The organism is Porphyrobacter sp. AAP60 (assembly GCF_001296025.1).
Lineage (GTDB): Bacteria > Pseudomonadota > Alphaproteobacteria > Sphingomonadales > Sphingomonadaceae > Erythrobacter.
This window is the reverse complement of record NZ_LJHV01000026.1, coordinates 1-11,521: the sequence shown is the minus strand read 5'-3', so window position 1 is coordinate 11,521 and position 11,521 is coordinate 1. Positions and strand designations below refer to the sequence as shown.

At 63.7% G+C, this 11,521-nt stretch carries 10 protein-coding genes; 6 read left to right on the top strand and 4 right to left on the bottom strand.

Annotation, left to right across the window (positions count from 1 at the left end):
• Nucleotides 1–94: 94 nt before the first annotated feature.
• From IP79_RS14750 to IP79_RS14740, 3 genes are all read right to left on the bottom strand, one after another.
• Entirely contained in the window at nt 95–1,525 is a 1,431-nt protein-coding gene (locus IP79_RS14750) for a circularly permuted type 2 ATP-grasp protein (RefSeq protein WP_054120076.1), read from the bottom strand.
• Between the two features lie 104 nt (nt 1,526–1,629).
• Nucleotides 1,630–2,463 (bottom strand): esterase/lipase family protein, encoded by an 834-nt coding sequence (locus IP79_RS14745; protein ID WP_156318362.1) that lies wholly within the window; start codon nt 2,461–2,463, stop codon nt 1,630–1,632.
• 82 nt (nt 2,464–2,545) lie between these two features.
• The gene (locus tag IP79_RS14740; protein WP_054120075.1) at nt 2,546–3,079 is read right to left on the bottom strand and encodes a DUF3617 domain-containing protein; all 534 of its coding nucleotides are present in this window, start codon (nt 3,077–3,079) and stop codon (nt 2,546–2,548) included.
• A 120-nt stretch (nt 3,080–3,199) separates the two neighbouring features.
• Here IP79_RS14740 and uvrB point away from each other — a divergent pair, with 120 nt between their 5' ends.
• The 5 genes from uvrB (at nt 3,200) to IP79_RS14715 (ending at nt 8,119) form a co-directional block, all read left to right on the top strand.
• Nucleotides 3,200–5,395 (top strand): excinuclease ABC subunit UvrB, encoded by a 2,196-nt coding sequence (gene uvrB, locus IP79_RS14735; protein WP_054120074.1) that lies wholly within the window; start codon nt 3,200–3,202, stop codon nt 5,393–5,395.
• A gap of 88 nt (nt 5,396–5,483) precedes the next feature.
• Nucleotides 5,484–5,738 carry a type II toxin-antitoxin system HicA family toxin gene (locus IP79_RS14730; RefSeq protein ID WP_054120073.1) on the top strand — a complete coding sequence of 85 codons (255 nt, stop codon included), beginning with the start codon at nt 5,484–5,486 and terminating at the stop codon, nt 5,736–5,738.
• Nucleotides 5,735–5,959, top strand: coding sequence for a type II toxin-antitoxin system HicB family antitoxin (locus IP79_RS14725; RefSeq protein WP_054120072.1), 225 nt, complete (start codon nt 5,735–5,737; stop codon nt 5,957–5,959). The genes IP79_RS14730 and IP79_RS14725 overlap by 4 nt, the downstream gene beginning before the upstream one ends.
• A gap of 76 nt (nt 5,960–6,035) precedes the next feature.
• Nucleotides 6,036–7,547 (top strand): S10 family peptidase, encoded by a 1,512-nt coding sequence (locus IP79_RS14720; protein ID WP_054120071.1) that lies wholly within the window; start codon nt 6,036–6,038, stop codon nt 7,545–7,547.
• Nucleotides 7,544–8,119 carry a hypothetical protein gene (locus IP79_RS14715; protein ID WP_054120070.1) on the top strand — a complete coding sequence of 192 codons (576 nt, stop codon included), beginning with the start codon at nt 7,544–7,546 and terminating at the stop codon, nt 8,117–8,119. Before IP79_RS14720 ends, IP79_RS14715 begins: the two co-directional genes overlap by 4 nt.
• On the opposite strand, the gene IP79_RS14710 is transcribed toward IP79_RS14715, so the two are convergent.
• Nucleotides 8,105–10,126, bottom strand: coding sequence for a protein-disulfide reductase DsbD family protein (locus IP79_RS14710; RefSeq protein ID WP_054120069.1), 2,022 nt, complete (start codon nt 10,124–10,126; stop codon nt 8,105–8,107). The two genes, IP79_RS14715 and IP79_RS14710, sit on opposite strands and share 15 nt — an antisense overlap.
• A gap of 101 nt (nt 10,127–10,227) precedes the next feature.
• On the opposite strand from IP79_RS14710, the gene IP79_RS14705 reads away from it, so the two are divergent.
• A complete protein-coding gene (locus IP79_RS14705; RefSeq protein WP_082337260.1) occupies nt 10,228–11,454 on the top strand; it encodes a UbiH/UbiF/VisC/COQ6 family ubiquinone biosynthesis hydroxylase in 1,227 nt (408 codons plus the stop codon).
• Nucleotides 11,455–11,521 lie beyond the last annotated feature (67 nt).

Below are 11,521 nucleotides of genomic sequence, written 5' to 3'. Positions count from 1 at the left end.
GCCCACGAAATCCCACACCGGCCTGTCACTTGCCCACCCCTAACCCCTCCCGCAAGCGGGAGGGGGACTTTGGCAAGGCGAATTCCGTTAAGCATCAGTCTTTCAGCACCCAGGTATCCTTGGTGCCGCCCCCTTGCGAGGAGTTGACCACCAGCGATCCCTTTTTCAGCGCCACCCGCGTCAGCCCGCCCGGTGTGATGTCGATCCCTTCCGGCGACACCAGCACAAAGGGGCGCAGATCGAGGTGGCGCGGGGCCAGCCCGGCGCGGGTGTAGATCGGGCAGGTCGACAGCGCGAGTGTGGGCTGGGCAATGTAGTTGTGCGGCCTCGCCACCAACTTTTCGCGGAAGGCGGCGATTTCGCGCTTGGACGAAGTCGGCCCGATCAGCATCCCGTATCCGCCCGATCCGTGCACTTCCTTCACCACCAGTTCGGCAAGATTATCCAGCACATAGGCCAGACTGTCCTTGTCGGCGCAGCGCCAGGTCTGCACGTTGGGCAGCAGCGGCTTTTCGCCGGTATAGAATTCGACGATTTCGGGCATGAAGCTGTAAATCGCCTTGTCATCTGCCACGCCCGTTCCCGGCGCATTGGCGATGGTGATCCCGCCGGCGCGGTACACATCCATGATCCCCGGCACGCCCAGCGCGCTGGCGGGATTGAAGCTGAGCGGATCAAGGTAATCATCATCGACCCGGCGATAGAGCACGTCGATCGGCTTGTACCCGCTGGTGGTGCGCATCTGCACGCGCCCGCCGACGACGCGCAGATCGCTGCCTTCGACCAGTTCCGCCCCCATCTGGTCGGCAAGGAAAGCGTGTTCGAAATAGGCCGAATTATAGGTGCCCGGGGTCAACACCGCCACGGTCGGCTTGCCGCCGATGAAGGCGGGCGGGACACAGGCCGCAAGACTGCGGGCAAGGCGGCGCGGGTAATTCGATACGCTTTCTACCGGCACCCGGCTGAACAGATCGGGGAACATCCCCATCATGGTTTCGCGGTTTTCCAGCATATAGGACACGCCCGAAGGCGTGCGGGCATTATCTTCCAGCACGAAAAACTCGTCCGGCCCGGTGCGCACCAGATCGATCCCGACGATATGGGTGTAGATCCCGCCCGGCGGGGTGAAGCCCACCATGTTGGCCAGCCACGCATCATTTTCGCGCAGCAACCGTTCAGGCAGGCGGCCCGCGCGCACGATTTCCTGTCGGTGATACAGATCATAAAGGAAAGAATTGAGCGCCCGCACCCGCTGTTCGATCCCGCGCGAAAGCTTGCGCCATTCGTTTGCGGTGATGATGCGCGGCACCATGTCGAACGGGATCAGGCGTTCTTCGGCGTCATCCTCGCCATAGACATTGAAGGTGATGCCGGTGCGGCGGAAAGTATCATCCGCCTCGCGGTTTTTGCGGCGCAGGAACTCTGCCGGTTGTTCGCCATACCAGCGGCAATATTCGGAATAGGCAGGCCGGATCTGGCCCCCTTCATCGAACATTTCATCAAAATTGCTGCCGCCTGCGTTCATCGACCCCACACAAAATCTTAGGTGCAGCGCACAATGTAACCGCGGTTTTGCAAAAGGAAAGTGCTTGCTCGGATTGCCGCGATCTTCCGGCGCCGACCCGGCGTTCAGATCGTGGTTTCAAGCTCGACGAGCAGCGTGGCGATTACCTGCGGATCATAGGTGAAGCCCATGTGCGTGCAGCGCATCGCAATCGCCCGGTCACGCTCGCCGGGGCGGCCAGCGGCGCAGCGCGGCGCGATGACACCGTCATTTGCGCTCCACAGCGCGACCGTCTCGACCGGTGGCTTCACCGAAAGGTCAGCGGCGACCGGAGGCGCATCGACCGAATGGCCGGTGATGAACTGATAGGCACGCCAGACATTATTGGCGCGCGGCGATCCGGAGAAAGGCGACCCCATCGAAACGACCTTTGCCACCGCCTGCGGATGGCGCGTCGCCAGTTCGCGCGCATAAAGCCCGCCAAGGCTCCAGCCGACCAGCACCACCTTGCGCCCGTGGCGCGCGTGCAGATCCAGCAACCGCGCTTCCATTGCCGCGAAATTCTGCTCGTTCGGCCCCCAGTTGAAACCCAGTCCCCAGCGCTTGGTAATGTGCCCGGCGCTTTCGAGATGCCGCGCCAGATAGCGCATCCGCACCGGGTGCGTGGCAAAGCCGGGGAGGATCATCACCACCTGCGGATTGCTGGTGGCCGCGATAGCGATTTTACGGCGGCGACGGCGAACAGGCTCAAGCAGCACCTGCGCTTCGCCCAGCAGGCGCGCCAGTTGCGGCTTTCCAGCCTCATGGCCTTCAGGAATAGCTTCCCGCGCCAAAGCGACACGGCGGCCAAATTCGCTTACCGCATAGGCCTGCTGCGCCTGCGCGCCTGCAGCGCCCACCGCCGCAAGCAGCGGGGCGCGCAACTGGGGCAGATCAGGAATGAAGCGCGGCTTTGCCATACCGTGCTTCAAGCCAGATTCGGCATGAATGTTCAATTAATTGTAACAGGCGTAACAAATCCGACACATTTGAAGCTGCGTTTTATTCAGCCGGACACTCGCCGATCCGTTCATGCTTTGCGTCGAATTTCATCGTCGCTGCCCCCACACCTTCGATATCCATCGCCATGGTGGCGGCAAAATCGGCGGAGGTCGGCGTGGTCGTTCCGGCCATTTCCATGCGAGCATCGCCCTGCGGGGTCTTGCACAGCATCACCGCATCCAGCTTGCCGCCATCAAGGTTGAAGCGTTCGTAGGAACATTCGCCGTTCTGGCCTTCCTTCATCATTTCCTCGAAGCCCTTGTCCACCTGTTCCTGCGTCAGGCAATATTCGGTGGTGGTATTCATACCTGATCCATGCCCCGCCATTCCGGCAGGCATTCCGGGAATATCCATGCCGGTCATGGTGATGGACGCCTTGTAAAGGCCCGGCTGCGGCTTGGGCGCTTGGGCGGATACCTGCTTGGCCGCTTCCTTCAGGCTGACTTCGCCATTGCCGTCGGCATCGGCATCCCCGCCGCCCGAACAACCCGCCACCAGCATCGCTCCTGCTGCTGCCATCATCATCCGCTTCATGTCGTGCTCTCCTGCTGCGGGCCTGCCCCGTTTCGATACCATAACCGATTACGCTGCGAAGCGTGCCCGCAAATTGCGCGGCCCTTCACATTCGCGGGTGGCTTGCACATATGGCATGGCATGGCCGAACTCGTAATCCGCCGCGGACTGGACGAACCGGAAACGGGAACGGACTTTACCCCGCACCGCCCCGCCCGCCCCGAAAAGTCGATGGGCGGCATCCCGTTCAAGCTGGTTTCGGAATATGAACCCGCGGGCGATCAGCCCACGGCCATTGCCGAACTCACCCAGAGCGCGCTTGCGGGCGAAAAGACGCAGGTACTGCTCGGCGTCACCGGCAGCGGCAAGACCTTCACCATGGCCAAGGTGATCCAGACGCTGCAACGCCCGGCGCTGATCCTTGCGCCCAACAAGATCCTTGCCGCACAGTTATACGGCGAATTCAAGAGCTTCTTCCCCGAAAACGCGGTCGAGTATTTCGTCAGCTACTACGATTATTACCAGCCCGAAGCCTACGTGCCGCGCTCGGACACTTATATCGAGAAGGAATCCTCGGTAAACGAGGCGATCGACCGGATGCGCCATTCGGCCACGCGGTCACTGCTCGAACGCGATGACGTGATCATCGTCGCTTCGGTGTCCTGCCTCTACGGGATCGGCTCGGTCGAAACCTACTCGGCGATGATATTCGACATCAAGGCGGGCGAGACCGTCGATCAGCGCGAATTGATCCGCAAGCTCGTCGCGCTGCAATACAAGCGCAACGATGCGGCCTTCACCCGGGGCACGTTCCGCGTGCGCGGCGACAGTCTGGAAATCTTCCCCTCGCACTATGAAGACATGGCCTGGCGCGTCAGCTTTTTCGGGGACGAGATCGAGGCGATCAGCGAATTCGATCCGCTCACCGGCACCAAGGGCGCGAGCCTTGAGAAGGTGCGGGTCTATGCCAATTCGCACTATGTCACGCCCGGCCCGACGATGAAGCAGGCGGCAGCCGCGATCAAGTTCGAGCTGGAAGAACGGCTGAAAGAGCTGGAGATCGAGGGCAAGCTGCTGGAACGCCAGCGGCTGGAACAGCGCACGCATTTCGATCTGGAGATGATCGCGGCGACCGGCAGTTGCGCAGGCATCGAGAATTACAGCCGCTTCCTGACCGGGCGCCTTCCGGGCGAACCGCCGCCGACCCTGTTCGAATACCTGCCCGAAAACGCCCTGCTGTTCGTCGATGAAAGCCACCAGACCGTGCCGCAGATCGGCGCGATGGCGAAGGGCGATCACCGCCGCAAGCTGACGCTGGCGGAATATGGCTTCCGCCTCCCAAGCTGCATCGACAACCGACCCTTGCGCTTCAACGAATGGGACGCGATGCGCCCGCAGACCTTTGCGGTTTCGGCCACGCCGGGACACTGGGAGATGGAGCAGACCGGCGGCGTGTTTGCCGAACAGGTGATCCGCCCCACGGGCCTGATCGACCCCCCGGTGGAAATCCGCCCGGTCGAAGATCAGGTGCAGGATTGCATCGTCGAATGCAAAGCCACCGCGGCCAAGGGTTATCGCACGCTGGTCACCACGCTCACCAAGCGGATGGCCGAAGACCTCACCGAATTCATGCACGAGGCAGGTGTGCGGGTGCGCTACATGCACTCGGACGTGGAGACATTGGAGCGCATCGAGCTGATCCGTGACCTGCGGCTCGGTGTCTATGACGTGCTGATCGGGATCAACCTGCTGCGTGAAGGGCTCGATATTCCCGAATGCGGGTTGGTGGCGATCCTTGATGCGGACAAGGAAGGCTTCCTGCGCAGCGAAACGTCATTGATCCAGACCATCGGCCGCGCAGCGCGCAATGTCGATGGGCGCGTGATCCTCTATGCCGACCGCATCACCGGCAGCATGGAACGCGCACTGGCGGAAACCGACCGGCGGCGATCCAAGCAGGAAGCCTACAACGAAGAACACGGCATCACGCCGACCACCATCAAGCGCAACATCCACGACATCGTCGCGCACTCCGCAGCGCAGGATTCCGTGCTGGTGGATACCGGCGATCCGGAACGTAACAACCTCGTCGGCCACAACCTGCGCGGCTATATCGAAGACCTGGAAAAGCGGATGCGCAACGCCGCCGCCAATCTGGAATTCGAAGAAGCCGGACGCCTGCGCGACGAAATCCGGCGGCTGGAAGCGGATGAACTGGGCCTGCCCGATGACCAGAAACGCGCGCCGATTGTTGGGCGGAGCAACGAGGGCAAGCCGGGGACGCGCAAGACGCGGTATGGGAAGGTGCGGGCGAAGCGGATGGGGGGGAAGGCGTAGATCTCTTTCCACAGGCATGTAATTTATTTACGAAATTACAGTGCTTTAAAAATTTGCCCAGATACACCCGAAGCCTTATTCTCTCGGGATGACCCGCATCGACAAGCTCTACGCCAGCCTGCTCGCCAACCCCCGCGCACCGATCCCTTTTCGTGATTTCGAGAAGTTGCTACGAGCTTTCGGCTTCGAGCATGTCCGCACCAAAGGCAGTCATGCGATCTGGACGCACCCGAAACTTCCCCGTCCCTTCCCGATCCAGCCGACCGGCAAAGACGCAAAACTCTATCAGGTGCGGGAGTTTCTTGAATTGGTCGAGGAACACGGCCTATATATGGAGCCGTGAGCAAGCCGCATTACCATATCAACCTGTTCTGGTCGTCGGAAGACGATTGCTGGATCGCTGATGTTCCAGACCTCAAGCCATGCTCGGCTCATGGCGACACGCCGGATGAAGCAATCGCCAATATCCAAAATGCAGTTCAGCTTTGGCTCGAAACGGCAACCGAATGCGGCCTCCCCATCCCGGAACCGCGCTATCGTCCGGCAATTTACGCTGCGGCCTGACGCACGCCACGAAGGTGGGCGCAACATGCCGCACACTGCTTGAACCCCGCCGCCAAGCCTGTCACTCACCACCGGCATGAAACAGCGATTCCCCGCGTGCCTCGCCGCGCTTGCTTTTGCCGCCCTTGCCGCCCCCATTGCCGCGCAAGATATGTCCGCACCGAAGGCTGAGGCGACCGATCCTGCCGCACCCGCCCCGCAGGTTCGCACCCGCGATCTCACCGGCACTTTCGGCGGGCAGCGTGTGGCCTACCGCGCAACCATTGCCGACACGATCCTGAGCAATGACGATGGCAAGGCCGAGGCGGTTATCGTCACCACCTCCTATGTCAAAACTCCCGCAGACCCTTCGCGGCCGGTGTTCTTCATCTACAATGGCGGCCCCGGTTCAGGCTCCGTCTGGCTCCAGATGGGCGCGTTCGGCCCAAAGCGGGTGGCGATCCCGTCCGATGCGCGTGACGATGGCGCGCCGCCCTATCCGCTGCTCGATAACCCTGACAGCCTGCTCGATGTCGCAGACCTTGTCTTCATCGACCCGCCCGGCACCGGCTTCAGCCACCTGACCCCCGGCACCGATCCCAAGAAATACTACGGTCTGCGGCAGGATGGCCGCGCGGTGGCCAAGGTGATCCGCCTGTGGCTGAATGACAATGGCCGCTGGAACAGCCCCAAATATCTTGGCGGAGAAAGCTATGGCACCACCCGTACCGCGATGGTGGCTGACGAGCTGGAAGGCAGCACTTACAATGATGTCGGCCTCAACGGGCTGATCCTGATCTCCACCATCCTCGATTTTGCAGGGCGAGAGCCGACGCCGGGCAATGAAATGGCCTATATCGTCACCCTGCCCAATATGGCGGCGGCGGCGTATTATCACGGCAAGGCGCAGGCCCCTTCGGTCGAGGCGATTGTCGAGGAAGCCCGCCAATTTGCTATTGGCCCGTTCGCCGCTGCCTTGCTGAAAGGGCAGGATCTGCCCGCAGATGAACGCGCTACCGTCCGCCGCGAATTATCCCGCCTGACCGGCCTTTCGGAAACCTATCTCGACCAGGCCGATCTGCGCGTGACCGATCAGCGGTTTTACAAGGAACTGCTGCGCGACCGGGGCCAGACAATCGGACGGCTGGATGCGCGCTACACCGGCACGGATTACGACAGCGCGGGGGAAACGCCCGACAATGACCCCAGCTTCTACGGCATCGACGCAGGCTACACCGCCGCGATCAACAGCTGGGCGCGCGAAACGCTGGGGTACCGGACGGACCGCGAGTACCAGTCGATCGGGCGCGAGCCGGGGATGAACTGGGACTGGAGCCTGGGCGGACAAGGGCGCAGCGCATACCTCAACGTCGCACCGCTGATCGGGAAGGCCATGCGCCAGAACAGCGGGCTGCGCGTGCTCAATGCCCAAGGCTGGTATGATTTTGCCACGCCGTTCTTTGGCGCGGAATATTCGCTGAAACGCACCGGCATCCCGCAGGACCGGATCACGTGGACATATTATGATGCGGGCCACATGATGTATATTCGTGACGAAGACCGGGCGAAGCTTTCCGCCGATATCCGCGCCTTCATCCGCGCGCGATGAAACATGCACTGCTGATTTCGGGGCTCGCATTGGCGGGCGCGCTGGCGGGATGCAAGCCGCCGCCGACCGATGCGGCGGTGGCCCGCGCAACGCTGGCTCCTTCTGCTGCAGGGCCATCGACCCCGCTCCCCTCGCCCGACACCGCCGGAGCAGTCTGGGCTGCCGGCGCGCAGCCGCTGCGGCTGGTTTACGGCGTACCGGGACAGCCGGTGCTGCTGGCGCTCGAATGCCGCAATGCGGGCTCGGCGGAAGCAGCGCTCACGATCACCCGCCACGCGCCTGCCGATAGCGGCGCGGGCGCATTGCTGGCACTGATCGGCAACGGCGCAATCGGGCGGATCGAAGTGGATGCGACCACCATCGGCGAGCGCATCCTGTGGCAGGGCGAGCGTCTTGCTGGCGACAAGGCATGGGAGCCGCTGGCGGGCCCGCGTGAGATCACCGTAACCGTGCCGGGCGCGGGGCTGGTGCGCATCAATCCGGGCGCGATGGCGTCGGAACTGCTGAGCGAATGTCGCGGCGCGGCCCCGATGATCCAACCGCCCGAAGCGGTGCTGTCACCGGTCCCCTGAAGCCTGCGCCACGAGCAGATCGGCGGTCAACACCTGCGGCAATTGCTGCGGCGCTGACGCACCCGGCGCATACCACAGATAGAGCGGCACGCCGGCCGCGCCCTGCTGTGTCAGGAACTGCGTGATCGCCTCGTCGCGCACCGTCCAGTCGCCCACCATTGTCACCACGCCCGCCGCCTCGAAAGCCTCGCGCACGCCATCACGCTCGATCGCGGCGGCTTCGTTGACCTTGCAGGTGACGCACCAGTCGGCGGTGAACCACACGAAAACCGGCCTGCCGCTGGCGCGCGCTTGGGAAAGGGCTTCGGCGCTGAAGGCCTGCGGATTGTGGATGCTCTCCTTGGCTGCGGCACCCCCTGCCTCGTAGACCGAAGGCAGCGCGATCAGGGCAAAGGCAATGAACGGCGCGGCGACCAGGCCGAAGGCGGGCCATGCCATCTTGCCTGCGCGCTGCAAGCGTCCGACCACGAACAGCGCCAGCAACACGCCGATTACCAGCAGCAACGCGATCAAGGCAAAGGGCCGCCCGCCCAACTGCACCGTCAGCCATACCAGCGCCAGCGCGGTCAGCCCCATCGGGATCGCCATGATCCGGCGGAACCGCTCCATCCACGGCCCCGGCCGCGGCAACATCCGCCGCAGCGCCGGGATAAAGCCGAGCAGCAGGAACGGCAGCGCCAGCCCCAGCCCCAGCAGAGCGAACAGCAGCAGCGCCTGCGGAACTGGCAGCAACAGCGCCGCACCCAGCGCGGCGGCCATGAACGGGCCGGTGCAGGGCGTGGCGACAAAGGCGGCGAGCAGTCCTGTGGCGAATGCGCCCGCAGGCTTGCCACCGCCGCTGACAGATAGCGAAGGCAGTTCGAACATCCCGGCAAAATTCGCGGTTATCATCGCGGCGAGCACCAGCAGCGCGACGACCACGCCCGGTTCCTGCAACTGGAACGCCCAACCAACCTGCTCGCCCGCCGCCCGCAGTGCCAGCAGCAGCGCGCCGAGCGCGACGCAGGCCAGCACCACGCCTGCGGTGTAAGCCAGCCCCTCGGCCCGAGCCTTCGCTTCGCTCTCGCCCGCACGCACCAGACTCAGCGCCTTGAGGCTGAGGATCGGGAACACGCAGGGCATGATGTTGAGCAGCAGTCCGCCCGCCAGCGCGCCAAGCACCAGCGTCCACAACGGCGGGATCGCCGCCCCTTGCGACCCGGCGACCAGTTCACCGCCAGAGGGGACGACGCCGGGGATCGCGCCAAACTCCACCCCCGTCAAACCATCGAAGGCAAGAATGCCAACCACTGCGCTTGGCGTATCGGCCCGGTATTCGCTCAGCGGGATGTCCACCGTCAGCACATCGCCCAGGCGGCGGAAGGTTTGCGGCGCGGCGTAATCGACAAGGTTTTCATTGCCGATGAAGACGTGCGGATCGGCGAGGCTAACGCTGGCAGGCAAAGGGATCGCCAGGCGCAGAACCCTGCGGCCGATTTCGAAACTGGCTCCGGCGTCCAGCGGCGGCGCCACCTCCGCCCGCCAACGCGCGAAATCGCCGCCCTGCCGCGCTTCCAGCAGCGCATCCTGCGGCACGCATATCTTGTCGGTGCAGGCGAGGTATTCGACATGGCCGGTAATGCGCGGCGCGGTGCGGATGGCCGCCCCCGCAGGCACCGTCACCGGCACCAGCACGGTATAAGGCCCTTCGTAGATGTGGTTCATCAAACCGCTGATGGTGAGCCGCTGCGGCACGGGATAGCGCGCCTCGCCCGCCTGCCAGCCATCGGGCAGATCAAGCAGCAGCCGCATCCCCTGCCCCGCATCGCCGGGGTTCGACCAGTACCCGTGCCACTCGCTGGCCTTGGGGGTGAACCGCAGCGCCAGCATCCATTCGCGGCCCGCCACGGGCACGCCATCGGCATAGAGCGCGGCTGCGATGTTTTCGTCACCATATCGCGCTGCGGCAGGCGTGCCTTGCGCAAGGGCAGGCGCGGCCAGCAACACACTTGCGACCAGCGCAAGCATCCATGCAGCGAAGTATCGGATCGGGAGCGGGAAGTTTCTTGCGCGGGACACGGTCAACCCTCTAGGCTCGGCAAGCAATCTTCGCAATCGGAGCCGATACGGTGACACAGCCTGCCAATGAAACCCGCGACCTTGTGATCCTTGGCGGAGGATTGGTGGGGATGACGCTGGCGCTCGCCGCCGCAAAAAAAGGCATGTCGAGCCACGTGATCGACCGCGCCGATCCGGCTGAACTGACCGCCGAAGGCTTCGACGACCGCGCCACCGCGATCTCCACCGCTAGCTGGCACCTGTTCGAAAATATCGGGATCGCAGCAGGGCTTGAACAATTCGCCTGCGATATCGCGGCCATCGCGGTGACCGATCAGAACAAGCCCGGCAGGCTGGATTTCGAACCCGGCGAAGACGGCGGCACGCTCGGGCGGATGTTCCCCAACCGCCGCTTGCGGCTCGCCCTGTTCGAGGCTGCCGCGCAGGAACCGCTGATCCACTGGGTCGCCAAGGCCAACGTCACGCAGCGCGAACGCAGCGAATATGGCGTGGCCGCGACCTTGGCTGACGGGCGCAAGCTGAAAGGCCGGTTGATGATCGCCGCCGAAGGCCGCCAATCGCCCACCCGCGATGCGGCGGGGATCACCATCGCCAAATGGGATTACAAACACCGGGCGATCATTGCGGGGCTGACGCATGAAAAGCCGCACGGCAATGTTGCATGGGAAATCTTCTATCCCGCCGGCCCCTTTGCCTTGCTGCCGCTGAACGATGATGCCGATGGCACGCACCGTTCGTCACTGGTGTGGACCGTATCGGAGAGCGACGCGGCAGGGGTCACCAAACTGGGCGACCGCGCCTTTCTGGCCGAGATCGAAAAGCGCATGGGCGGTGTGCTGGGCAAGGTGCTGACCGTCGGCCAGCGATCATCCTATCCGCTGGGCTTCCACCACACCGCCAAGATCACCGGCGAACGCCTCGCGCTGATCGGCGATGCCGGGCATGGCATCCACCCGATTGCCGGGCAGGGATTGAACCTTGGCCTGCGCGATGTCGGCACGCTGATCGAAGTACTCGCCGATGGCGCGCGGCTCGGCCTTGATCCGGGCGATCCCGAACTGCTCAAGCGCTATGAAAACTGGCGCGGGCTGGATAGCTTCATGGTGGCGCTGGCGACCGACGGGCTGACCCGCCTGTTCGGGGTGACTGGCAAGACGGCTTCGGCCGTGCGGCGTATGGGCATGGCAGCAGTGCAGCGCACACCCGTGCTGAAAAACTTTTTCATGGACGAAGCACGCGGGGTTTCAGGCGATCTGCCGGAAATCTTGCGGGGGTAAGGCGAGGCACTCCGCTTGCCCACCCCCAACCCCTCCCGCAAGCGGGAGGGGAGCGAGACTTCGCGAG